Here is a 22,308-nt window from a genome sequence, read left to right on the forward strand (position 1 = left end):
GGAGTAATATGAGCGATTCCATCGCACAAGCCATCGCCTCGGTCACCGGACGTATCCGCGCCGCCGAAGCCGCCGCCGGCCGGGCTGCCGGCAGTGTGCGCCTGCTGGCCGTCAGCAAGACGTTTCCGGCCAGCGCGGTGGCCGAAGCCTATGCGGCAGGCCAGCGTGCCTTTGGCGAAAACTATGTGCAGGAACTGCAAGGCAAGGCCGCCGAACTGGCAGCCCTGGATATCGAATGGCACTTCATCGGGCCGCTGCAATCCAACAAAACCCGCATCGTGGCGGAAACCGCGCATTGGGTCCACTCCATTGAACGGTTGAAAATTGCCCAGCGCCTGTCCGAGCAGCGCCCTTCCAGCCTGCCACCGCTGCAGGTATGCATTCAGCTGAATGTGTCCGGCGAGCAGAGCAAGAGCGGTTGCCAGCCGCACGAGGCAAGGGAACTGGCACATGCCGTCGCCGCCCTGCCCGGTTTGCAACTGCGCGGCTTGATGTGCATTCCGGAAGCCACCGACAATGCCGAGACGCTGGCGGCACAGTTTGCCTTGCTATCCGGTGTGCGGGATGAATTGCAGCAAGACGGCTTAAAATTGGATACAGTATCCATGGGGATGTCTTCCGACATGGCGCAAGCCATTGCGGCAGGCAGCACCATGGTGCGGGTAGGCACCGCCATTTTTGGTGCCCGCCACTATCCGCAATGACATTGGCACACGGGCAGCCGGCCTGCCCGGGCAAAACAATAGAGAGACAAGAGGAAAAACAGGCGATGCAAATTACCTTCATCGGCGGCGGCAACATGGCCACGGCCATCATCGGCGGACTGCACCAGCAAGGTGGCCACCGCATTCATGTGGTGGACCCCAACACCACCAAGCTGGCCGAACTGAGCCAGGACTTTGGTGTGACAACCTCCACCACCCTGCCCGAGCAGCTTTCAGCCGATGACATCGTGCTACTGGCGGTCAAGCCACAGCAGCTCAAGGAAGTTTGCCAGGCACTCTCTTCGCGCCTGAATGGCGGCATGGTATTGTCGATTGCCGCAGGCATCCGCTGTGACGCCATGGCGCGCTGGCTGGCTAGCGAGCGTATTGTCCGGGTGATGCCCAACACCCCGGCCATGGTGGGCAAGGGTGTGTCCGGCCTGTACGCCGGCAGCGGCGTCAGTGCTGCCGACCGTAGCAATGCCGAAACCATCATGCAGGCTGCCGGTATTACGGTGTGGCTGGACAAGGAAGAAGGCATCGACGACATTACTTGCGTTTCCGGCAGCGGCCCGGCCTATGTGTTCTACTTTATCGAAAGCATGATCGAAGCCGCGGAAAAAGCCGGCTTTGCCGCTGACGAAGCCCGCCGCCTGGTGCTGGCTACCTTTGACGGTGCGGTGGAGCTGGCCCGGCAAAGCCCGCTGCCGGTGGCAACCCTGCGTACCAACGTGATGTCCAAGGGCGGCACGACCGAACGCGCCATCGCCCGTTTCGAGGCCGAAGGCGTCAAGGCAGCCATCATCGCCGGTGCCATGGATTGCCGTGACCGCTCCATCGAAATGGGCCAACAACTCAGTCAGGATTAAAGCTTCATGTTTCTGGAAACCGTGCAATTTCTGATCAAGACCATCGCCGACCTGTTTGTGCTGGTCCTGCTGCTGCGTTTTTACCTGCAAGTGGCCCGGGCACCGTTCAAGCACCCCTTGTGCCAGTTTGTCATGGCGGCCACCAACTTTGCCGTGCTGCCGCTGCGCAAGCTGGTGCCATCGCTGCGCGGTTACGACAGTGCCACCATGCTGCTGGCCTGGCTGGTGAGCATGGTTTCCAGCGTCGTCATCCTGGCATTCAACCCCATGTACACCCTGGCGGCACCGGAAACCTGGCTGGCCTTGTCCTTGCTGGCCATTCTGGATGTGTTCAAGCAGTCGCTGACCTTGCTGATGGGCGCGGTCATCGTACAGGCGGTGCTCAGCTGGGTGAACCCCTATAACCCGCTCACTCCCATCCTGGATGCGCTGACCCGGCCGTTTCTCAAACCCTTCCGTCGCGCCACGGTGGGCGGGGTCGATCTGTCGCCGCTGATTCTCTTCCTGATCATCCAGGTGGTGCTGATGCTGCCAGTGCAGTACCTGGAAAACAGCTTCTTGATGCAACTCAAGGTGGTCATGCAGTAAATATGTTTATTTGTCATGCTCAGTCACATCTGAAAAGATGTAGAGACATTTCCTAAATGATCTGGAGAATCGTGATGAAGAAAATGCTGCTTGCTGCCCTGTTGCTGGGTACTGCTGCTGCGCCTGCCATGGCCAATCTGGCGCTGGCACAAAAGAACAACTGCCTGTCCTGTCACGCAGTGGACCACAAGGTAGTGGGCCCGGCTTACAAGGACGTGGCCAAGAAATACGCTGGCGACAAGGGTGCTGAAGCCAAGCTGATCGCCAAGGTGAAAGCAGGTGGTGCTGGTGTATGGGGCCCGGTCCCGATGCCGCCAAACGCCCAGGTCAGCGATGCTGACGTCAAGACCCTGGTGAAGTGGATCTTGTCGCAGAAGTAAGTTCTGAATGGTGTAACCAGGCGGCCACGGCCGCCTTTTTCATGTGACAAGCTTGTTACCTGCCGTGATTGGCGCTATACCGAGTGTCAGCAGCAGGTCAAGCCGAAGAAGGGGAATTGTTGCTGCCAGTTGCACAAATCCGATACCGTGGGTAATCTTCTTCGCCTGTCTGCCAACTCTCATGCTGGAAGCACCAAAATTATGGCCAAGCTGACCGAACAAGATATTCTCAACTGGGAAGGCGATGATTACATGAACGCCGACCATCTTGAGTTCTTCAAAGACCGGTTGTTGCAGATGCAGCAGGAGTTGTTGATCAACGCCAATGCCACTGCCAACCATCTGCAAGAGCAGGAAGCTACCCCGGATCCCGCCGACCGGGCCACGCTGGAAGAGGAATATGCGCTCGAACTGCGCACCCGCGACCGCGAACGCAAGCTGCTGCAGAAAATCCAGGCCTCGATCCGTCAGATTGACGATGGCTCCTATGGTTTCTGCGAAGACACTGGCGAACCCATCGGCCTGCGCCGCCTGATGGCACGTCCGACAGCCACCCTGTCGGTAGAGGCCCAGGAACGCCGTGAACGGATGAAGCGCCAATACGCAGACTGAGCCTGCGCGGCATTCTGCACTGACAAAGCGTCATCGCCTTGCGATGGCGCTTTTTGTTTTTTTGCGCGGCACTGACAGTCACACAAGGGCTTGTCGGCCTTGGCTGGTACGGGTATCTTGCTGCTATGCAAGGTAAAAACGATATCAGCTAGGGACAAACATGCAACGCCAGACCGACGACGTCAGAATCAGCGAAATCAAGGAATTACTGCCTCCGATTGCCCATCTGTACGAACTGCCCATCACCGAAACCGCTTCCGAAGTCATCTACACCACCCGCAAGGACATTGCTGCCCTGCTGCGTGGCGAGGATGATCGCCTGCTGGTGGTGATCGGCCCCTGTTCGATTCACGATACCGATGCCGCCATCGAGTATGCGCGCAAGCTTTCCACGCTGCGTAACAGCCTGGCGGGCGAGCTGGTGGTGGTGATGCGTGTCTACTTTGAAAAGCCGCGTACCACTGTGGGCTGGAAGGGTCTGATCAACGACCCGCACCTGAATGAATCCTACGACATCAATACCGGCCTGCGTCTGGCGCGCCGTCTGCTGCTGACGCTCAACGACATGGGCATTCCGGCGGCAACCGAATTCCTCGACATGATCACCCCGCAATACTTTGCTGACCTGATCAGCTGGGGTGCCATTGGCGCGCGCACCACCGAAAGCCAGGTTCACCGCGAACTGGCTTCCGGCCTGTCCTGCCCGGTGGGTTTCAAGAACGGTACTGACGGCAACCTGAAAATTGCCGTGGATGCCATCCGTTCCGCCAGCGTGTCGCACCACTTCCTGTCGGTTACCAAGACCGGTCACTCCGCCATTGTTTCCACCGGCGGCAACCCGGATTGCCACGTCATCCTGCGTGGTGGCAAGGAACCCAACTATTCGGCCGAGCATGTACGCGCCGCCGCTGCCGAACTGGCAGCCGTGGGCCTGCCGCAAAAGCTGATGGTGGATTTCAGCCATGCCAACAGCCGCAAGGATTACCGTCGCCAGATGGAAGTGGCCGACGATGTGGCAGGCCAGCTGGCAGCCGGTGATCAGCACATCTTTGGCGTGATGGTGGAAAGTCATCTGGCAGAAGGCCGTCAGGACCTGAAGCCGGGCTGCGAGCTGAAATACGGTCAGAGCATCACCGATGCCTGTATCGGCTGGGATGACACCGAGAAGCTGCTCACCACGCTGGCCGATGCGGTCAAGGCGCGCCGTGCCAAGCTGGGTGTTGCCGGCGGCAAATAAGCTGTCTTGCATCCGATATGAAAAACGCTGCCAATGGCAGCGTTTTTCATACAGCTAATAAAGTGATTTGGTGCGATTGCACTGGCCCCGGCAAAGCCGGGCCTTTCGACTAAGATATTGCTTTCGCAGCCTTCCCATCTATTCCCCTTTCCCCCGCCCTTGCCCTGCCAATTTGAAGAAAGGAGCCTCGCTTTCCTTCCGGAAAGGGAGAGGGGGTTTGTCTCTGTGCGGCACTCGCCGGAATCAACCGCCCTGCCAGGCCGGCATGGCTTGCTCTTCTGCTGGCGTGGCATGCCGCCGTACCGCCCAGGCCACCCCGCCCAGCAGCAACAGCATGGAGGCCAGTTCCAGCGGTCGCGGCCAGCGTTGCAACCAGACAAAGCCATACAGCAGGGCAAACAGCGTTTCAAACACGATCAACTGACCGGACAAGGTGGGTGGCAGACGGCGCGCTGCGGCATACCACAGCGCATTGGCCAGCCACGAGCCTCCCAGGGCGCAGCCAGTGGCCGCCACCCAGAACAGCTGCCACTGGGCATGGCTGACGGCCTGGCTGACCATGGGCAGGCCCAGCCAGTTACCCGCCAGCCACAAGCCACCCCCCATCACGCCGGTCACCATGCCCAGCAGGCAAGACCATTCATGGCTGTCAAAACAGGGGCGCTGGCGCAGATAGCGCGCATTGCGGGAGGCAAACCAGCTCCAGCTGGCCAGTGCACCCAGCGCAGCCAGTACGCCCAGGATACGGTCTGCCACGCTGGCAGTGGCCGGATGGCTGCCGGCAAAGGTATCGATATTGATGCAGACAATCCCGGCCAGCACCATCAGCAAGGGCCAGGCCAGTTGGCGCAGCGACAGCGCACCCTCGTCTTTCAGGCCCAGCAGGGTGATGGTGACTGGCAACACACCGACAATCAGCGAGGCGGGAGCAATGCCCACCAACTGGATGGCGGCAGCCAGCAAGATGAAATACAGCAGATTGCCCACCAGCGACAGTACGGCCAGCATGATTACATCTTCAGCCTGCAGCTTGGTCCGGATTCGTCCGGCCAGCGGCAGCGCCAGCAACAAGGAAATCACCCCGTACAAGCTAAAGCGCACCGCACTGAGCAGCCAGGGGCTGAAGGCGGGCATCACCTGCGGCACCATCAGCACCATGCCCCATATTGCACCGGCCAGGCCGGCATAGCTGATTCCGCGTTTCATTTTGCATCTTCCCTGCGCAACTGATGATGGCCCAAGGCTACGTGCTGGCAGGGCGGGCCGACAAAGGATATCTCGGCATTCACGCATTCCTCAGAGGAATGTCATGTTCAGCCTGGTGCTTGTCCGGGGTAATATCCTGTATCAAGCCAGGATGCTGAACAGGAATGTCAGCCTGGCAGTCATCATGATGGGGACGCAAGCAGATGAGCCGGTATCTGAAGAACTTGCCACCGCTGGAAAGCCTGATTCATTTCGAGGCGGTACTGCGCAATGGCAGCTTTACCAAGGCAGCCACCGAGCTGTGCGTGACGCAAAGTGCGGTGAGCAAGCAGATTCGCGCGCTGGAAGACTGGCTCAAGCTGCCGCTGTTCGAGCGGCTGGTGCGTGGCATTCAGCCCACCCCGGCCGGGCTGGCCTTGCAGCGCGAGGTCGGCCCCATGCTGCAATCCTTGCTGCGCAGCGTGGTGCGGCTGCAGGCCGAGCATAACCGCCACACCCTCACCGTGAATTGCACCCACGCGGTAGCGCAGTTCTGGCTGTTTCCCCGGTTGGTGGCTTTCAGTCAGCAGTATCCGGATATCACGGTGAATATTCATGCCAGCAACAGCATGGATGAAGCCAGCGTGGCCGAATACGACTTCGCCATTTTCTATGGCGATGGCCAGTGGAGTTCGCTGTGTGTCGAGCCCTTGTTTCCCGAAGTGGTGTACCCGGTGTATAGCGCGCAGCTGGACTTTCCCGACATCAGCCAGCCAGCGGATCTGGCGCAACTGCCCTTGATCCAGCTGGACTCATCAGCCTGGAACTGCATCAACTGGCATGACTGGTTCGGTCACTTCGGCCTGACTTATACCGCGCCGGAGCGGGTGCCGATGTTCAATCAGGTGACGCTGGCCTTTAACGCCGTATTGCAAAGAATGGGCATCGGACTGGGCTGGGAATTCATGGCGCATGATCTGCTGCAGCAAGGCGTGCTCAAGCGGCTGGGGCCGTTTGCCTTTGTCAGCGGCAAGGTGGATTACCTGGTCCATCCGCGCCATGCATCACTGAGTGACAATGCGCTGCTGTTCAAGCGCTGGCTGCTGGACAGTGTCAGTCAACCGGCCACTGTTGCGCCAGTGCTGCCACCGCCTGCAGGGTATTGAGATTGGCAAAGGGCTGCGCGAACGGCACGGTATCGTGTTGCAGCCCGGCCAGCCAGCCGCGGATGGAGCGGCCACCTTGTTGCAGGTAGTCCAGCAGCGAGGGTTGCAGCCCGGCTTGCAGCGCCAGCAGGCTGGGATGCCACTGTGCCGGGTCACTGGCACTGACCGCTTGCCGTCCGGGCAGTGCTGCCAGCAGGCGGGTGGCAAAGTCCGCGGGCAGTTGCACGGCATCACAAGGCAGCATCAGCAGCTTGCTGTCAGGCTCGGCCTGCATGCCCGCCAGCAAGCCTGCCAATGGGCCAGGATAATCGGGCAGCGTGTCCGGCAACACCGGATGGCCATAAGCGGCGTAGGCATCCAGATGACGGTTGGCAGAGATCAGGATTCGTGCAGGCGGCTGGCTTTGCGCGGCGAGGCTGTGCAGGGTACGGGCAATCAGCGGCTGGCCGGCCAGTTCCACCAGGCCCTTGTCCACCCCGCCCATGCGGCTGGCCTGGCCGCCGGCCAGAATCAGCGCGGTGTAGGCCGTCATTGCCAGCGCCCGGCGGCGTGCTGGTCGCTGGCCTTGGCTTCCACCCAGTAACTGCTGCCATTCTGCTGGATTTCCTTTTTCCAGAATGGCGCTTCGGTCTTGAGAAAGTCCATCAGGAATTCCGCCGCGGCAAAGGCATCCTTGCGGTGGCTGCTGGCGGTAACCACCAGTACGATGGCCTCGCCCAGCGCAAGCCGGCCCACGCGGTGGATGATGGTGGCGGCCTGTAGCTGCCAGCGTTCACGCGCTTGCTGGATGATAGCGTGCAAGGAGCGTTCGGTCATGCCCGGGTAATGCTCCAGCTCCAGCGCGGCAATGTCCTGCCGGTCGCCATAGTCACGTACCAGGCCGCTGAAACTCACCACGGCACCGCAGGCCGGGTTGGCCGACAGGCGGGCGATTTCCGCGCCGCAATCAAACACTTCATGCTGGATCCGAACCGTAAATGGCTGCATGTCAGCCCCCGGTAACCGGTGGGAAGATGGCTATTTCGTCCCCGTCGCTCAGGGTGGCATCCAGCCGCACCAGCTCCTGGTTGCGTGCCACGCGGAAGGCCTTGCCGGCCGCCAGCTCGCTGCTCCAGTTGCCGCCGCGCTGGCGCAACTCGATGAGCAGCTCATCCACGCTGGCAGCCTCGGTGTCCAGCTGTTCATTACCCATGCCGAAGCTGTCTTTCAGGCGGGCAAAATACAGGATGTCGAGTTTCATGGTCGGTCCTTGGTGTGCTTGTCGTTGTTGCCATGGCCCAGCAGCATGATCCACAGGTGGAAACCCAGCCCCAGCAGTGGAACCACGGCCAGCAGGATGACAAAAAACCATTCGAGGGGGGATAGCAGTTCGCTCATCCTTGCAGTGTAAGCAATGGCGTGGCCTGCGCCAATGCTGCTGATGGGGGATGCCGGCATGCGCCTGCGGGCGGATGGACGTGAAAAAGCCCGCTACAGGAGCGGGCTGGATAATGGAGCGAATGGCGCTTATTTTACGATTTGCGCCAGTTGGCCCTTCAGATACAGATTGGCCATGGTATCCAGACTCACGGCCTTGATCTTGCTGGCCTGACCGCAAGCACCAAAGGCTTCGTAGCGGGCAATGCAGATATCGCGCATGGCATCGGTGGAGGCCTTCAGGTATTTGCGCGGGTCGAATTCCTTCGGGTTCTGCGCCATGAAGCGGCGGATGGCACCGGTGGAGGCCAGACGCAGGTCGGTGTCGATATTCACCTTGCGCACGCCGTGCTTGATGCCTTCCACGATTTCTTCCACCGGCACGCCATAGGTTTCGCCCAGGTCACCGCCGAATTCGTTGATGATCTGCAGCCACTCCTGCGGTACCGAAGAGGAACCGTGCATCACCAGATGGGTGTTGGGGATGCGGGCGTGGATTTCCTTGATGCGGTCGATGCGCAGCACGTCGCCAGTGGGCTTCTTGCTGAACTTGTACGCGCCGTGGCTGGTGCCGATGGCAATGGCCAGGGCGTCCACACCGGTGTCCTTGACGAAGCGGGCGGCTTCTTCCGGGTCGGTCAGCAGTTGGCTGTGGTCCAGCACGCCTTCGGCACCCACGCCGTCTTCTTCGCCGGCCATGCCGGTTTCCAGGCTGCCCAGGCAACCGATTTCACCTTCCACCGACACGCCACATGCATGGGAGAAGTTCACCACGGTGCGGGTCACTTCCACGTTGTAATCGTAGTTGGCCGGGGTCTTGCCGTCGCTTTTCAGCGAGCCGTCCATCATCACGGAAGAGAAGCCCAGCTGGATGGAGCGCTGGCATACGTCCGGGCTGGTACCGTGGTCCTGGTGCATCACCACCGGGATATGCGGAAATTCTTCCACCGCGGCCAGGATCATGTGACGCAGGAAGGGCGCGCCGGCGTATTTGCGGGCGCCGGCGGAAGCCTGCACGATGACTGGTGCGTCGCACTTGTCAGCGGCTTCCATGATGGCGCGCATCTGTTCCAGGTTGTTGACGTTGAAAGCCGGCAGGCCGTAGCTGAATTCGGCTGCATGGTCCAGCAGCTGACGCATGGAAACGAGTGCCATGAAAATCTCCTCAGGTCATGCCGCGGTTGGGCGGCATGGGTTTCAAATCGGGGACTGCCCGCCGTGATACAGCGGCAATCCAATCAGGAATACGGGTAATGCAAGCCGCCTAGTGGCGGGACACACCGGACAACAGCAGGCCGGCACCGACAAAAGCCCCGCCGGATACCTGGTTCACCAGCTTCAGGCGACGGGCGCTATTGAGCCAGCCTGCCAGGCGGGCTCCGCCACTGGCGTAGGCAAACTGCCAGGATGCTTCAATCACATAAAACGTGGCTGCCAGCACGGCCAGCTGCGGCCCCTGCGGCAGTCGCGCGTCCATGAACTGCGGGAACAGCGCGGTAAAAAAGATGAAGGCCTTGGGATTGCTCATCGACACCAGAAAACCGGTGCGGAACATCATCCACGGCGTATGCCGGGCGCTGCTGTCTTCTGCCACTTCCGTCACCGGTTGCGGGATGGCGCGCCAGGTCTTGATGCCCAGGTAAATCAGATAGGCGGCACCAGCGTATTTTACGATAGAAAACAGTTGTTCCGATGCGGCCAGCAAGGCACCCAGGCCGGCAGCCGAACCCAGCATGATGATGCCAAGGCCGGTCATCAGGCCCAGGCAGGTCACGGCGGTGCGGCGCACGCCATGGTGAATGCCGTGGGTCATGGCCAGCAGCATGTTGGGGCCGGGCGTGGCGGAAACAAAAAACACGGTGGTGACAAACAGCAACCAGGTATTCAACGGCATGGCAGTACTCCGGCAAGGGTGGGGAGAATGGCACGCCGGGCGTGCCATTCACTTGCATGTGGTGATGACTGCGATCAGGCGGCGCGTTCGCTCAGAATGGCCACTGCCGGCAGGGTCTTGCCTTCCAGGAATTCCAGGAAGGCGCCACCACCGGTGGAGATATAGCTGATGTCATCGGTAATGCCGTACTTGGCAATCGCCGCCAGGGTGTCACCGCCACCGGCAATGGAGAAGGCCGGCGACTGGGCGATGGCCTGTGCCAGGGTCTTGGTGCCGTTACCGAACTGGTCGAATTCGAAGACGCCGACCGGGCCGTTCCATACCACGGTACCGGCCTTGGCAATGATGCCAGCCAGTTCGGCGGCGGAATCGGGGCCGATGTCCAGAATCATGTCGTCAGCGCCCACCTCGGCCACCGGCTTGGTGGTGGCCGCGGCGGTTTCGGCAAATTCGGTGGCGCACACCACGTCGCTGGGCAGCGGTACATCGCCGCCACGGGCGCGGATCTTGGCAATCACCTTCTTGGCTTCCTCTACCAGATCAGCTTCGGCCAGCGATTTGCCGATGTTCTTGCCTTCGGCCAGCAAGAAGGTGTTGGCAATGCCGCCGCCCACGATCAGCTGGTCCACCTTGTCGGCCAGCGATTCCAGAATGGTCAGCTTGGTGGAAACCTTGGAGCCGGCCACAATGGCCACCAGCGGACGTGCCGGGGCCAGCAGGGCCTTGCCCAGTGCGTCCAGCTCGGCAGCCAGCAGGATGCCGGCGCAGGCGGTGGGGGCAAACTGGGCCACCGCGTGGGTGGAGGCTTCGGCGCGGTGCGCGGTGCCAAAGGCATCGTTGACGAATACGTCGCACAGGCTGGCGTAGGCCTGGCCAAGCTCGGCATTGTTCTTCTTCTCACCCTTGTTCAGGCGTACGTTTTCCAGCATCACCACTTCACCGGCAGCCACGTTCAGGCCGGCTTGCCAGTCGGCAACCAGGCGTACCGGCTTGCCCAGCAGGGCGGACAGGCGCTCGACGACCGGCGCCAGGCTGTCTTCCGGCTTGGGTTCGCCTTCGGTCGGACGGCCCAGGTGGGTCATCAGGATGACGCCGGCACCGGCGTTCAGGCTGTGTTCGATGGACGGCAGGCTGGCGCGGATGCGGGTGTCGTCGCCGATCACGCCATTTTTCACCGGCACGTTCATGTCAACACGGATCAGTACGCGTTTGCCGGCCAGGTCCAGCTCGGTCAGTTTGTTGAATTTCATCGGTGGCTCGCTTTTATCTGTTGAATGCGATTGGCGACCGCCTTCGTGGGAGAAGGCCGTACAGCCGTATTCGGGCTTGGCGATAGTGTAAGCGCAATGACATATGACTGGCAGCCTTGTCACTGCGCTGGCTATCGCTGTAGCTACTGTACCGGGCTGTCTGCATGCGCAACAGACAGCAGATCAAGTAGTGTATTTATTACAGCAGTTGGCTCTTGCACCCTGCCCTGCTGGCTGTTAAGCGCCGCGCTAGGCCGCAGTCTGGACGGGGGTGTTTGCCTTGGGGCGCAGTGGCGGGAGCATGGCTCAACCGGCTCACCCGTCAACCCTTTTAACTGCAGGAAAGCAGGCGGACATGTATCCTGCCTGCGGCTGCTGACAACGTAATTGGTGCGATGTGGCAGGACCCGGCAAAGCCGGGCCTTCCGGCTAGCAGCTTGATTCCGCAGCCTTCCATCTATTCCCAATCCCCCCGCCCTTGCCCTGCCAATTTGAAGAAAGGAGCCTCGCTTTCTTTCCAGAAAGCGAGAGGGGTTTGTCAGCAAGCTGACGCGGATGCATCCGGCCTGCTTTCGTATGCTGCAAGGCCCCGCAGGGCCGTACCTTACTTGGCTTCGAACATGGCGCGAGCGGTTTTCAGCATCTGGTTGCTGAAGCCCCACTCGTTGTCGTACCAGGCCAGTACCTTCACCATGTTGCCGCCAGTCACCTTGGTCAGGGTGGCGTCAAAGGTGGAGGCTTCGGTGCTGTGGTTGAAGTCGGAGGAAACCAGCGGCAGGGTGTTGAAGCCCAGCACGCCCTTCATCGGGCCTTCGGCAGCAGCCTGCAGGATTTCGTTGACTTCGTCCTTGGTGGTGTCACGGCCGGACTTGAAGGTCAGGTCAACCAGCGAAACATTGATGGTGGGAACGCGTACGGCGAAGCCATCGAGCTTGCCCTTCAGTTCCGGCAGCACCAGACCCACGGCCTTGGCGGCACCGGTCTTGGTGGGGATCATGTTTTCGGTGGCGGAACGGGCGCGGCGCAGGTCTTTGTGACGCACGTCGGTCAGCACCTGGTCGTTGGTAAAGGCGTGGATGGTGGTCATCAGGCCCTTGGTCACGCCAATGGTGTCGTTCAGTGCCTTGGCCACCGGTGCCAGGCAGTTGGTGGTGCAGGATGCGTTGGACACCACGGTCATGGCGCTGGTCAGCACGTTGTGGTTCACGCCGTACACGATGGTGGCGTCCACGTCGTCACCGCCCGGCGCGGAGATCAGCACCTTCTTGGCACCGGCATCCAGGTGAACCTGGCACTTTTCCTTGCTGGTGAAGGCACCGGTACATTCCAGTACCAGGTCTACATTCAGGGCTTTCCACGGCAGTTCGGCCGGATTGCGGGTGGAGAAGAACGGAATCTTCTCGCCGTTGATCAGCAGGTTTTCTTCATCGTGGGCGATGTCTGCCGGAAAACGACCGTGCACGGTGTCGAACTTGGTCAGGTGGGCGTTGGTGGCCAGATCGCCAGTAGCGTTGACGGCAACAACCTTGAAATCGTTGTGCAGGTTGTATTCGTAAATGGCGCGCAGAACCTGACGGCCAATACGGCCGTAGCCGTTGATCGCGATGCGAATGGTCATACTATTACTCTCCCGGAAAGTCTGGTGCCTCCCCGCGTGAGCGGGTCAGAATGGAGACACCACAAAAATAAGGCCACCCCTGCTTTGTTTTTGGATGGGGTGGCCTGTGCTTTATTTACTGGATGATGTTCTTGGTCTTGGCGACGACATTGTCGACGGTGAGGCCGAATTCCTTGAACAGTACGCCTGCCGGTGCGGATTCGCCGAAATGGTCGATACCGACCACGTCGCCTTCCAGACCGACATACTTGCGCCAGAAGTCCGGCACGCCGGCTTCAATGGCCAGGCGCGGCAGGCCGGCCGGCAGCACGCTTTGCTGCCAGGCCTTGTCCTGCTGGTCGAACACATTGGTGCAGGGCATGGACACCACGCGCACCGCAATGCCTTCGGCTGCCAGTGCTTCCTGTGCCTTCAGCGCCAGTTCGATTTCCGAACCGGTGGCAATCAGCACGGCGCGGGCATCGGCTGCATCGCGCAGCACGTAGCCGCCACGGGCGATGTCCTTCACCTGCTGTGCATCACGCTGCACGAAAGGCAGGTTCTGGCGGCTGAGGATCAGGCTGCTCGGCGTGGTTTTCTGTTCGATGGCATGTGCCCAGGCCACCGCAGCTTCGGTGGTGTCACACGGACGCCAGGTGTGGTGATTCGGGATCATGCGCAGCGTGGCCACTTGTTCCACCGGCTGGTGGGTGGGGCCGTCTTCGCCCAGGCCGATGGAATCGTGAGTGAACACGAACACCGGGTTGATCTTCATCAGCGAGGCCATGCGCAGTGCATTGCGGGCGTATTCGCTGAACATCAGGAAGGTGCCGCCGTAGGGGCGCAGGCCACCGTGCAGCGTCATGCCGTTCATGATGGCGGCCATGCCGAACTCGCGTACGCCATAGCTGATGTAGTTGCCGTTACCGGCAGCGTCGATCCACTTGGAGCCAGACCAGTTGGTCAGGTTGGAGCCGGTCAGGTCGGCCGAACCGCCTACAAACTCAGGCAGGCTGGGCGAGAAGGCTTCCAGTGCAATCTGGCTGGCCTTGCGGGTGGCCACGGTCTGGGCTGCGTCGACGATCTTGGCGATGGCGGCGTCGCGGGCTTCGGCCCAGGCAGCCGGCAGTTCGCCCTGCATGCGGCGTTCGAATTCGGCAGCCAGTTCCGGGTAGGCAGCGCGGTAGGCATCAAACTGCTTGTTCCATTCGATCTCGGCCAGTGCACCCTTGTCGCGGGCGCTCCAGGCGGCGTAGATGTCGGCCGGAATTTCAAACGGCGCATGCGGCCAGTTCAGGGCTTCGCGCGCGGCGGCAATTTCAGCCGCACCCAGCGGAGCACCGTGTACATCGTGAGTGCCTTGCTTGTTGGGCGAACCAAAACCGATGGTGGTCTTGCAGCAGATCAGCGTCGGGCGGTCGCCCTTCTTGGCAGTTTCGATGGCGGTGGCGATTTCCACCGGATCGTGACCGTTGACGTTCTTGATCACCTGCCAGCCGTAGGCTTCGAAGCGGGCCGGGGTGTTGTCGGTGAACCAGCCTTCAACGTGGCCGTCGATGGAAATGCCGTTGTCGTCCCAGAAGGCGATCAGCTTGGAGAGGCCCCAGGTGCCGGCCAGCGAGCAGGCTTCGTGGCTGATGCCTTCCATCAGGCAACCGTCACCCAGGAATACCCAGGTGTTGTGGTCAACGACGGTGTGGCCGTCACGGTTGAACTGGGCGGCCAGCATTTTTTCGGCCAGCGCCATGCCCACCGCATTGGTGATGCCCTGGCCTAGCGGGCCAGTAGTGGTTTCCACGCCCGGTGCATAACCGTATTCCGGGTGGCCCGGGGTTTTGGAATGCAGCTGGCGGAAGTTTTTGAGGTCGTCGATGGACAGATCGTAGCCGGTGAGGTGCAGCAGGCTGTAGATGAGCATGGAGCCGTGCCCGTTGGAGAGCACGAAGCGGTCACGGTTGGACCAGGAAGGATTGGCAGGATTGTGCTTCAGGTGATCGCGCCACAGCACTTCAGCGATATCAGCCATGCCCATCGGGGCGCCGGGGTGACCAGATTTTGCCTTTTCCACTGCGTCCATGGAGAGGAAACGAATGGCGTTGGCTAGCTCGGTTCGGGTGACCATTTCAGGAAAACCTCAAAAACAATAAAGGGGGCGGGACAGATGCGGTACGACAGTCAGCCCGCAACCCGTGCATGGCACCGGCATGGATTAACCGCCGCTAAATCATGGGATTATCCCTGATTTTGCCGCATTGCGGCAACCGTCACGGCGCAGCTTGTGCGCCGTTTTCGTGCAATTTCAATGCATTGTTGACAGCATTGCTGCGCGCAGCGCCACGCGTCCGGCCCGGGGCTGGCGGGCAGATGGGCTTGACCAGCCTGCTGCTCTGGTGGACAGTCGGCGCAGGTTTTCGGGTTTTTGCCATCAAACAGCCGGACAGGAGCACGCATGCAGACTGAATTTCCCGCACGCATCAATGCACGCCAGGTGGGCTATGCACGGGGCTGGCGCTGGATTGTGGAGGCGTTTTATCTGGTGCGGCAGCAGCCACTCACCTGGATGCTGCTGGCCGGTGGCTATCTGCTCATCCACTTTGCCGTGGCGGCCATCCCCTTACTGGGGGCGCCGCTCACTTTCTTTCTGGCCCCGATCTTTGCCGGCGGCTTCGTGCTGGCCGCACAGCAGGCCGAACAAGGCCGCGAACTGAAGCTGCGCGCCCTGTTTGCCGGGTTCGACCGCGCACCGCGCGCCTTGCTCAATGTCGGCATGCTGTATCTGGCCCTGTTGTTGCTGGCCATGATGCTGCTCAGTGCCGCCATGCCACTATTGGGCCTGCAACTGATAGCAGCGCAGAATGCGCAGGAGCTGCCAAGGCTGGAAGGCCCGGTCGGGCTGTTCATGCTGCTCAGCGCCGCGCTGATGTTCCTGCTCAGCCTGTGCTACTGGTTTGCGCCCGCGCTGGTGGTACTGAATGGCCTGGGTCCGTGGCAGGCGCTGCGGGACAGCTTTCGCGGTGGTATTGCCAACTGGCAGGCGGTGCTGCTCAGTGCCTTCATGCTGGCCGTGTTGTTGTTTCTGGCCGTGTTGCCGCTGGGGCTGGGCTTGCTGCTGTGGTTTCCGGTGCTGTATGTCACCGCCTACACCGGCTGGAAAGACCTGTTCGCACCGCAGGCGGCTTGAACAGGCCGGGCCAGGTTCAGTGACTGAGCGCGCTGCGCCGCATGTCCACATGCAGGATGCCGCCATCGTCATAAGGCTGTGACACCGCGACAAAGCCGAAACGCTCGTACAGCCCCTGGGCGGCGGTCTGGGCCGACAGCATGATGGGGGTGGCAGGCCACAGTTGCAGGCAGTGGGCCACCGCTTCCGCCAGCAATTGCTGGCCCAGGCCCTTGCCGCGTGCTGCTGGTTCCAGTACCACCCGACCGATGGCGCTGGCATCCGGATACTTCTCGCCCGGTGCAATCAGGCGTGCGTAAGCCAGCAATTTGCCGTGACCATCGCGGCCCAGCAGGTGGTGACAGTGCAGGTCCACGCCATCCACATCGCCATAAATGGATTGTTGTTCCAGTACGAATACCCGGTCGCGCAACTGCAGCATTTCATACAGTGCAAGCGGGGAAAAGCCGTCAAACGGGTGGCATTGCCACTGCAACAGGCTGGCCATAGTAGAATTGCCCTCGAAAATGAATGGCGCAGCGCGCCTGTCCTGCCGATATGGTGTCGGAAACCGTGGATGGCGTCGCTGCAAATGAACACGTGTAAACCTATCACACAAGCAAGCTCTGCCCATGAACAGTAATGATCTCTTTGACGATGCGCTGCCCGCCACCGGCATGCAGCCGCCCGTGACACCGCCCGCCCCGCCGGCAGATGCGCAGTCGGGCGACTGGATTCCGCTGGACCAGTATGCCGAGCGTGCCTATCTGGAATACGCCATGAGCGTGGTCAAGGGCCGCGCGCTGCCGGAAGTGGCCGACGGCCAGAAACCGGTGCAGCGCCGCATTCTGTATGCCATGCGCGACATGGGCCTGGTGCATGGGGCCAAGCCGGTCAAGTCGGCCCGTGTGGTGGGTGAAATCCTGGGTAAATACCACCCGCACGGCGACAGCTCGGCTTACGAGGCGCTGGTGCGCATGGCGCAGGACTTCACCCTGCGCTACCCGCTGATCGACGGTCAGGGCAACTTCGGCAGCCGCGATGGCGACGGTGCCGCCGCCATGCGTTACACCGAAGCACGCCTGACGCCGATTGCCGAGCTGCTGCTGGGCGAAATCGACATGGGCACGGTGGATTTTGTGCCCAACTATGACGGCGCATTTGAAGAGCCTGCCTTGCTGCCGGCGCGCCTGCCCATGGTGCTGCTCAACGGTGCATCCGGCATTGCCGTGGGCATGGCCACGGAAATTCCGCCGCATAACCTCACCGAGGTGGCACGCGGCTGCCTGGCCTTGCTGGCCAACCCGGAGCTGACGACCCGCCAGCTGATGGACTACATCCCCGGCCCGGACTTCCCCGGCGGTGGCCAGATCATCACCCCCTTCGACGACATTCTGGCGGCGTATGAAGGTGGCCGTGGCAGCGTGCGGGTGCGTGCCAAGTGGGAAGTGGAAAAGCTGGCGCGTGGCCAGTGGCGTGTCATTGTGTCCGAGCTGCCGCCCGGTTCTTCCGCGCAGAAGGTGCTGGCCGAGATTGAAGAAGCCACCAATCCCAAGCTCAAGACCGGCAAGAAGGCGCTGACGCAAGAGCAGCAAAACCTCAAGAGCCTGATGCTGTCGCTGCTGGACCGCGTGCGCGACGAATCGGACAGCCAGAACCCGGTGCGGCTGGTGTTCGAACCCAAGTCCAGCCGACAGGACCCGGACGAGTTCATCAACATCCTGCTGGCGCAAACCAGTCTGGAAGGCAATGCCTCGATGAACCTGGTGATGATCGGCCTGGACGGTCGCCCGGCGCAGAAGGGCCTCAAGGCCATTCTGAGCGAGTGGATCGCCTTCCGCCGCAGCACCGTTACCCGCCGTCTCAAGCATCGCCTGGGTCAGGTGGAAAAGCGCATTCATATTCTGGAAGGCCGCATGATTGCCTTCATCCATATCGATGAAGTCATCCGCGTCATCCGCGAATCGGACGAACCCAAGCCCGACCTGATGAAAGCCTTCGGCCTGTCCGAAGCGCAGGCCGAGGACATTCTGGAAATCCGCCTGCGCCAGCTGGCGCGGCTGGAAGGCTTCAAGCTGGAGAAAGAGCTGTCCGAGCTGCGCGAAGAACGCGAAGGCCTGCGCCATGTGCTGGATACGCCGGACGCCCTCACCCGCCTGATCCGCGACGAAATCATGGCCGACACTGCCAAATACGGCGACCAACGCCGCAGTGAAATCAAGGCGGCCGAACGTGCCGTGCTGACCCAGACCATCGCCGACGAGCCGGTCACCATCATCCTGTCGCAAAAAGGCTGGATCCGCGCCCGCGTCGGCCACAATGTCGACCTGTCGGCGCTGGCCTTCAAGGATGGCGACAGCCTGCACACCGTGGTGGAAACCCGCACCGTGTGGTCGGTCATCGTGCTGGACAACAAGGGCCGCGCCTACACCATCGACCCGGCGGATGTACCCACCGGTCGTGGCGACGGCGTGCCGGTGGCCTCGCTGGTGGATTTGCAGGATGGCGCCAAGCCGGTACAAATGATTTCCGGCAAGGACGATGCCCGCTTCGTGGTAGCCGGTTCCGGCGGTTATGGCTTTGTGGCCAGGCTGTCCGACATGGCGGGCCGGGTCAAGGCGGGCAAGGCCTTCATCACGCTGGACGATGGCGAAAGCGTCATTACCCCGGTGGCCGTGGCTGCCAATGCCGACCTGACCACCTTGCGCCTGGTGGCCGCGGCGGACAATGGCCGTCTGCTGGCCTTCCCGGCCGGCGAGCTGAAGGAAATGGCCAAGGGCCGTGGCCTGATGCTGATGGGGCTGGACTCGGGCGAGTCGCTCACCGCCATCGGGCTGGTCAAGGGCGACAAGGCCGTGCTGGCCACGGTATCGGTGCGTGGCAAGGTGGCAGACGAAAAACTGGCCCTGGCCGATTTCGATGCCAAACGCGGCAAGAAAGGCAAACTGATGCCGAAGAAGTGGACGGTATCGGCCATTGGTGATGTGCCCACGGCTGACACGCCATGATGTCTGAACGCTCGCTGCCGCTGAGTCCGCGCAAGGCCCTGGCCTTCGTCAACGGCTTTCGTGCCATCATGCTGCTGGTGTTGCTGTTCATGTCGCTGCTGCAAGGCAGCGAAGGACAGCGGCTGGTCGACGGTGGCGGGCATTTCAATCTCTGGGCCGTGGTGTATGGCTGCCTGATTGCCAGCTGGTTTGCCCTGCGCGATGGCAAGATTGCCCATACCCTGCAGCTGTCGCTGGCCATTGTGGCCGACATCCTGATGATTGTCTGGCTGATGGGCATGAACGGCGGGGTGAAAAGCGGCTATGGCATGCTGTTGCTGCCCTACCTCGCGGTAGCCGGCCTGCTGTCCTCTGGCCGTTTTGCGCTGTTTTACGCCTCCATCGCCACCGCCAGCCTGTTCGGTTATGTCGGTTACGAGCATGTCCGCAGCCACATGCTGTTTGGCAGCACCAACGATTTGTTCCAGACCGGCCTGTTGTCGCTGGCCGGTTTTGTCACCTCGGTGGTGACTTACCAGCTGGCGCGCGTGGCGCGTGAATCCGAAGAGCTGGCTTCACGCCGCGGCGGCGAAATTGCCAACCTCAACCGGCTGAACGAACTGGTGCTGCAAAGCCAGCGCGATGCCGTCATCGTGCTGGACGAAACCGGCACCGTGCGGCAATTCAATGCCCAGGCCGTGCGCTACTTCCCCAGCATGCAACGCGGCATCCTGCTGCCGGAACTGTCACCCATCGTCGAGCGTTGGCGCATCAACAACCATTCCCCGATGCCGGTATTTGTCGAGCGCAATGTGCGTGGCCGGCAACTGGGTGGCCGCATGGTGCCCATTCTGGCTGGTGACCTGCGCGGCGTGGTGATGTTCCTGCGCGATATGGCCGATATGGCCGAAGAGGCCAAACGCATCAAGCTGGCGGCGCTGGGCCGGCTCACCGCCAATATCGCCCATGAAATCCGCAACCCGCTGGCCGCCATCTCCCATGCCGGTGATTTGCTGGCCGAAGGCGCGGAAGACCCGGCCACCCAGCGGCTCACCCGTATCGTGCGTGACAACGCCAAACGGATTAACGGTCTGGTGGAAGAAGTGCTGATGCTGGGACGACGCGACCGGGTCAAAACCGAAACCATCAAGCTGTCCCAGTTCCTGGCTGATTTTCTGGATCAGTTCGACATGGCCCAGCCAGATGCCGCCGGACGCATCCTCACCATCTTCCACAGCACCGACAGCATCTATTTCGACCGCGGTCATCTGGGGCAGATCCTGTCCAACCTGGTGGGCAATGCCTGGCGTCACTCCTCACGGGTACATGGTGCGGTATGCATTGAAATCAACCATATCGAAACCCAGGTGCTCATCCGTGTGATGGACGATGGACCGGGCATGAGCGAAGACGCACAGTTACACCTGTTCGAACCCTTTTTCACTACCGAAAGCACCGGCACCGGGCTGGGACTCTATATTGCCCGGGAACTGGCCGAGGCCAATGACGCACGCCTCGACTACATCCCGCCCGGCGGTGTTTTCTGTCTGAGCTGTCATCTAGCCTATGAATAAAGCCCCCCTGCGCGTGCTGGTCGTGGACGACGAACCGGACATCCGCGAACTGCTGGAACTCACCCTGATCAAGATGGGCCTGGACGTCATCACGGCCGGCAATGTCAGCGATGCCAAGGCGCGCCTGCAGCGCGAACCCTTCAATCTGGTGCTCACCGACATGCGCATGCCGGATGGCGAAGGCATTGAAGTGGTCGAATTCATTGCCGAGCAAGGACTGGACATCCCCAGCGCCATCATCACCGCCTACGGCAGTACCGAAAACGCGGTGAAGGCCATGAAGGCCGGCGCGTTTGACTATCTGTCCAAACCCATCAGCCTGGCCCAGTTGCGCACCCTGGTGAAATCGGTACTCAAAGTGGATGGCAATGGCAAATCCAGCAGTATCGAACGCCTGGTCGGCGACTCGCCTGCCATGCTGGAAGTCCGCCGCATGGTGGACAAGCTGGCGCGCAGCCAGGCTGCTGTCTATATCAGTGGCGAATCGGGCACCGGCAAGGAGCAAGCCGCCCGCCTGATTCATGAACAAAGCGGACGTGCCGAACGCCCCTTTGTTCCGGTCAACTGCGGTGCCATTCCGGAAAACCTGATGGAAAGCGAATTCTTCGGCTATCGCAAAGGTGCCTTCACCGGTGCCGACAGCGAGCGCGACGGATTCTTCCAGCAAGCCGCCGGCGGTACCCTGTTTCTGGACGAAGTTGCCGACCTGCCGCTGGTCATGCAAGTCAAACTGCTGCGTGCCATTCAGGAAAAGAAGGTGCGCAAGCTGGGCAGCCCGCAAGAAGACCCGGTTGATGTGCGCATCATCTGCGCCACCCACAAGGACCTGGCAGCGCTGGTCGAAGCCGGCCAGTTCCGTCAGGACCTGTACTACCGGCTCAATGTACTGCCGCTGCGCATGCCGCCACTGCGCGAACTGCGCGACGACATTCCCCGCTTCATCGGCGCCCTGCTCGACCGCTTCGCCACCGCCGACAGCCGACCGCGTCTCACCCCGAATGCGGTCAAGGCCATGCTGGCTTACAACTACCCGGGCAACTTCCGTGAACTGGAAAACATCCTCGAACGCGCAGTAGCACTGGCCGGTGACGACAAGGTCGATGTCGCCGATCTGCAACTCACCCTCAGCCAGCCACTGCAGGAACAGGATGAAGCCATCCCCGGCTATGCAGGCAGTGAACCGTTGCAAGACTTTCTGGACCGGGTGGAACGGGAAGCCATCCTCAAGGCACTGGATGCCACCCGCTTCAACCGCACCCAGGCGGCAAAGCTGCTCGGTCTCACCTTCCGATCCATGCGCTACCGGATGGACCGGCTCGGCATCAAATAAGAGCCCCGTCATCCGCCATCTATATAGAGTCATCGCCAACATCAGCATCCCGTTTGCAAAAAGCCCGGCTCAGCCGGGCTTTTTGCTGCCTGTGTCGGTGCTGGGGCCAGCTTTTTGCGCCAGTTTTCACCGTCGGTCGGCGCCGGAAGGGATGTGAGTCGAGCATTGACTGTGCGCCCGCAGCAAAACAGCCATGAAACCCGCATTTCATAAAGCATTACCGTTCAGTGACTTAGCGCTCTGTGCGACGGAATTTTGGCAAAACCTGCAGATTTCTTCGCACAAAGTGTTGACGAGGGTGGGGCAGGGCGGTATAGTTCGCCTCCTCAGCAGACAACGCAGCGACGGAAACGAAACGC

At 61.2% G+C, this 22,308-nt stretch carries 22 protein-coding genes; 11 read left to right on the top strand and 11 right to left on the bottom strand.

Annotated features, from left to right (window positions below):
- The first annotated feature begins 8 nt into the window (after positions 1-8).
- The 6 genes from ACE3SE_RS07350 (at position 9) to aroG (ending at position 4,390) form a co-directional block, all read left to right on the top strand.
- Positions 9-704, top strand: a complete 696-nt coding sequence (locus ACE3SE_RS07350) for a YggS family pyridoxal phosphate-dependent enzyme (RefSeq protein WP_374554383.1) — start codon at positions 9-11, stop codon at positions 702-704.
- A 65-nt stretch (positions 705-769) separates the two neighbouring features.
- Positions 770-1,573: a pyrroline-5-carboxylate reductase gene (gene proC / locus ACE3SE_RS07355; protein WP_062788986.1), complete on the top strand. Its 804-nt coding sequence runs from the start codon at positions 770-772 to the stop codon at positions 1,571-1,573.
- Between the two features lie 6 nt (positions 1,574-1,579).
- Positions 1,580-2,161, top strand: coding sequence for a YggT family protein (locus tag ACE3SE_RS07360; RefSeq protein ID WP_374554384.1), 582 nt, complete (start codon positions 1,580-1,582; stop codon positions 2,159-2,161).
- Between the two features lie 74 nt (positions 2,162-2,235).
- On the top strand, positions 2,236-2,541 hold the full coding sequence (locus ACE3SE_RS07365) for a c-type cytochrome (protein WP_062788988.1): 306 nt from the start codon (positions 2,236-2,238) through the stop codon (positions 2,539-2,541).
- A gap of 201 nt (positions 2,542-2,742) precedes the next feature.
- Positions 2,743-3,153 carry an RNA polymerase-binding protein DksA gene (gene dksA / locus ACE3SE_RS07370; RefSeq protein ID WP_045845893.1) on the top strand — a complete coding sequence of 137 codons (411 nt, stop codon included), beginning with the start codon at positions 2,743-2,745 and terminating at the stop codon, positions 3,151-3,153.
- A 160-nt stretch (positions 3,154-3,313) separates the two neighbouring features.
- Positions 3,314-4,390 carry a 3-deoxy-7-phosphoheptulonate synthase AroG gene (aroG, locus tag ACE3SE_RS07375; RefSeq protein ID WP_062788989.1) on the top strand — a complete coding sequence of 359 codons (1,077 nt, stop codon included), beginning with the start codon at positions 3,314-3,316 and terminating at the stop codon, positions 4,388-4,390.
- Positions 4,391-4,633: 243 nt separating this feature from the next.
- Here aroG and ACE3SE_RS07380 read toward each other — a convergent pair whose 3' ends face one another.
- Entirely contained in the window at positions 4,634-5,596 is a 963-nt protein-coding gene (locus tag ACE3SE_RS07380) for a DMT family transporter (RefSeq protein WP_374554385.1), read from the bottom strand.
- A 203-nt stretch (positions 5,597-5,799) separates the two neighbouring features.
- On the opposite strand from ACE3SE_RS07380, the gene ACE3SE_RS07385 reads away from it, so the two are divergent.
- The gene (locus ACE3SE_RS07385; RefSeq protein WP_374554386.1) at positions 5,800-6,741 is read left to right on the top strand and encodes a LysR substrate-binding domain-containing protein; all 942 of its coding nucleotides are present in this window, start codon (positions 5,800-5,802) and stop codon (positions 6,739-6,741) included.
- Here ACE3SE_RS07385 and mobA read toward each other — a convergent pair.
- From mobA to tkt, 9 genes are all read right to left on the bottom strand, one after another.
- On the bottom strand, positions 6,689-7,273 hold the full coding sequence (gene mobA / locus ACE3SE_RS07390; RefSeq protein ID WP_131356731.1) for a molybdenum cofactor guanylyltransferase MobA: 585 nt from the start codon (positions 7,271-7,273) through the stop codon (positions 6,689-6,691). The genes ACE3SE_RS07385 and mobA overlap by 53 nt on opposite strands.
- Positions 7,270-7,728, bottom strand: a complete 459-nt coding sequence (locus tag ACE3SE_RS07395) for a molybdenum cofactor biosynthesis protein MoaE (RefSeq protein WP_374554387.1) — start codon at positions 7,726-7,728, stop codon at positions 7,270-7,272. Before ACE3SE_RS07395 ends, mobA begins: the two co-directional genes overlap by 4 nt.
- 1 nt (position 7,729) lies before the next feature.
- Entirely contained in the window at positions 7,730-7,981 is a 252-nt protein-coding gene (locus ACE3SE_RS07400) for a MoaD/ThiS family protein (protein ID WP_131356725.1), read from the bottom strand.
- Positions 7,978-8,178 (bottom strand): hypothetical protein, encoded by a 201-nt coding sequence (locus ACE3SE_RS07405; protein WP_045845886.1) that lies wholly within the window; start codon positions 8,176-8,178, stop codon positions 7,978-7,980. Before ACE3SE_RS07405 ends, ACE3SE_RS07400 begins: the two co-directional genes overlap by 4 nt.
- Positions 8,179-8,247: 69 nt before the next feature.
- The gene (fba, locus tag ACE3SE_RS07410; protein WP_045845885.1) at positions 8,248-9,312 is read right to left on the bottom strand and encodes a class II fructose-bisphosphate aldolase; all 1,065 of its coding nucleotides are present in this window, start codon (positions 9,310-9,312) and stop codon (positions 8,248-8,250) included.
- A gap of 109 nt (positions 9,313-9,421) precedes the next feature.
- Positions 9,422-10,051 carry a LysE family translocator gene (locus tag ACE3SE_RS07415; RefSeq protein WP_045845884.1) on the bottom strand — a complete coding sequence of 210 codons (630 nt, stop codon included), beginning with the start codon at positions 10,049-10,051 and terminating at the stop codon, positions 9,422-9,424.
- Positions 10,052-10,125: 74 nt separating this feature from the next.
- Positions 10,126-11,301, bottom strand: coding sequence for a phosphoglycerate kinase (locus tag ACE3SE_RS07420; RefSeq protein WP_062788994.1), 1,176 nt, complete (start codon positions 11,299-11,301; stop codon positions 10,126-10,128).
- A 604-nt stretch (positions 11,302-11,905) separates the two neighbouring features.
- The gene (gene gap / locus ACE3SE_RS07425) at positions 11,906-12,919 is read right to left on the bottom strand and encodes a type I glyceraldehyde-3-phosphate dehydrogenase (protein ID WP_062791334.1); all 1,014 of its coding nucleotides are present in this window, start codon (positions 12,917-12,919) and stop codon (positions 11,906-11,908) included.
- 115 nt (positions 12,920-13,034) lie between these two features.
- Positions 13,035-15,020, bottom strand: coding sequence for a transketolase (gene tkt / locus ACE3SE_RS07430; RefSeq protein WP_374554388.1), 1,986 nt, complete (start codon positions 15,018-15,020; stop codon positions 13,035-13,037).
- Positions 15,021-15,347: 327 nt separating this feature from the next.
- Here tkt and ACE3SE_RS07435 point away from each other — a divergent pair, with 327 nt between their 5' ends.
- Positions 15,348-16,079, top strand: a complete 732-nt coding sequence (locus tag ACE3SE_RS07435; protein WP_374554389.1) for a BPSS1780 family membrane protein — start codon at positions 15,348-15,350, stop codon at positions 16,077-16,079.
- A 16-nt stretch (positions 16,080-16,095) separates the two neighbouring features.
- On the opposite strand, the gene ACE3SE_RS07440 is transcribed toward ACE3SE_RS07435, so the two are convergent.
- Entirely contained in the window at positions 16,096-16,566 is a 471-nt protein-coding gene (locus tag ACE3SE_RS07440) for a GNAT family N-acetyltransferase (protein ID WP_062791338.1), read from the bottom strand.
- Positions 16,567-16,735: 169 nt separating this feature from the next.
- Between ACE3SE_RS07440 and parC the strand changes: the two genes are divergently transcribed.
- Genes parC through ACE3SE_RS07455 form a run of 3 tightly spaced genes read left to right on the top strand, consistent with a single transcriptional unit; the run spans position 16,736 to position 21,949 of the window.
- The gene (parC, locus tag ACE3SE_RS07445; RefSeq protein WP_374554394.1) at positions 16,736-19,066 is read left to right on the top strand and encodes a DNA topoisomerase IV subunit A; all 2,331 of its coding nucleotides are present in this window, start codon (positions 16,736-16,738) and stop codon (positions 19,064-19,066) included.
- Positions 19,063-20,619 carry a two-component system sensor histidine kinase NtrB gene (locus ACE3SE_RS07450; RefSeq protein ID WP_374554390.1) on the top strand — a complete coding sequence of 519 codons (1,557 nt, stop codon included), beginning with the start codon at positions 19,063-19,065 and terminating at the stop codon, positions 20,617-20,619. The genes parC and ACE3SE_RS07450 overlap by 4 nt, the downstream gene beginning before the upstream one ends.
- A complete protein-coding gene (locus tag ACE3SE_RS07455) occupies positions 20,612-21,949 on the top strand; it encodes a sigma-54-dependent transcriptional regulator (RefSeq protein ID WP_374554391.1) in 1,338 nt (445 codons plus the stop codon). The genes ACE3SE_RS07450 and ACE3SE_RS07455 overlap by 8 nt, the downstream gene beginning before the upstream one ends.
- Positions 21,950-22,308 lie beyond the last annotated feature (359 nt).

It is taken from the genome of Aquitalea pelogenes (assembly GCF_041914625.1).
GTDB lineage: Bacteria > Pseudomonadota > Gammaproteobacteria > Burkholderiales > Chromobacteriaceae > Aquitalea > Aquitalea pelogenes.

What these genes read in the sequence shown, in the direction of transcription:
- ACE3SE_RS07350 (WP_374554383.1), top strand. Translation starts at nt 9, where the DNA reads ATGAGCGATTCCATCGCACAAGCCATCGCCTCGGTCACCGGACGTATC.
- proC (WP_062788986.1), top strand. Translation starts at nt 770, where the DNA reads ATGCAAATTACCTTCATCGGCGGCGGCAACATGGCCACGGCCATCATC.
- ACE3SE_RS07360 (WP_374554384.1), top strand. Translation starts at nt 1,580, where the DNA reads ATGTTTCTGGAAACCGTGCAATTTCTGATCAAGACCATCGCCGACCTG.
- ACE3SE_RS07365 (WP_062788988.1), top strand. Translation starts at nt 2,236, where the DNA reads ATGAAGAAAATGCTGCTTGCTGCCCTGTTGCTGGGTACTGCTGCTGCG.
- dksA (WP_045845893.1), top strand. Translation starts at nt 2,743, where the DNA reads ATGGCCAAGCTGACCGAACAAGATATTCTCAACTGGGAAGGCGATGAT.
- aroG (WP_062788989.1), top strand. Translation starts at nt 3,314, where the DNA reads ATGCAACGCCAGACCGACGACGTCAGAATCAGCGAAATCAAGGAATTA.
- ACE3SE_RS07380 (WP_374554385.1), bottom strand. Translation starts at nt 5,596, where the DNA reads ATGAAACGCGGAATCAGCTATGCCGGCCTGGCCGGTGCAATATGGGGC.
- ACE3SE_RS07385 (WP_374554386.1), top strand. Translation starts at nt 5,800, where the DNA reads ATGAGCCGGTATCTGAAGAACTTGCCACCGCTGGAAAGCCTGATTCAT.
- mobA (WP_131356731.1), bottom strand. Translation starts at nt 7,273, where the DNA reads ATGACGGCCTACACCGCGCTGATTCTGGCCGGCGGCCAGGCCAGCCGC.
- ACE3SE_RS07395 (WP_374554387.1), bottom strand. Translation starts at nt 7,728, where the DNA reads ATGCAGCCATTTACGGTTCGGATCCAGCATGAAGTGTTTGATTGCGGC.
- ACE3SE_RS07400 (WP_131356725.1), bottom strand. Translation starts at nt 7,981, where the DNA reads ATGAAACTCGACATCCTGTATTTTGCCCGCCTGAAAGACAGCTTCGGC.
- ACE3SE_RS07405 (WP_045845886.1), bottom strand. Translation starts at nt 8,178, where the DNA reads ATGCCGGCATCCCCCATCAGCAGCATTGGCGCAGGCCACGCCATTGCT.
- fba (WP_045845885.1), bottom strand. Translation starts at nt 9,312, where the DNA reads ATGGCACTCGTTTCCATGCGTCAGCTGCTGGACCATGCAGCCGAATTC.
- ACE3SE_RS07415 (WP_045845884.1), bottom strand. Translation starts at nt 10,051, where the DNA reads ATGCCGTTGAATACCTGGTTGCTGTTTGTCACCACCGTGTTTTTTGTT.
- ACE3SE_RS07420 (WP_062788994.1), bottom strand. Translation starts at nt 11,301, where the DNA reads ATGAAATTCAACAAACTGACCGAGCTGGACCTGGCCGGCAAACGCGTA.
- gap (WP_062791334.1), bottom strand. Translation starts at nt 12,919, where the DNA reads ATGACCATTCGCATCGCGATCAACGGCTACGGCCGTATTGGCCGTCAG.
- tkt (WP_374554388.1), bottom strand. Translation starts at nt 15,020, where the DNA reads ATGGTCACCCGAACCGAGCTAGCCAACGCCATTCGTTTCCTCTCCATG.
- ACE3SE_RS07435 (WP_374554389.1), top strand. Translation starts at nt 15,348, where the DNA reads ATGCAGACTGAATTTCCCGCACGCATCAATGCACGCCAGGTGGGCTAT.
- ACE3SE_RS07440 (WP_062791338.1), bottom strand. Translation starts at nt 16,566, where the DNA reads ATGGCCAGCCTGTTGCAGTGGCAATGCCACCCGTTTGACGGCTTTTCC.
- parC (WP_374554394.1), top strand. Translation starts at nt 16,736, where the DNA reads ATGCAGCCGCCCGTGACACCGCCCGCCCCGCCGGCAGATGCGCAGTCG.
- ACE3SE_RS07450 (WP_374554390.1), top strand. Translation starts at nt 19,063, where the DNA reads ATGATGTCTGAACGCTCGCTGCCGCTGAGTCCGCGCAAGGCCCTGGCC.
- ACE3SE_RS07455 (WP_374554391.1), top strand. Translation starts at nt 20,612, where the DNA reads ATGAATAAAGCCCCCCTGCGCGTGCTGGTCGTGGACGACGAACCGGAC.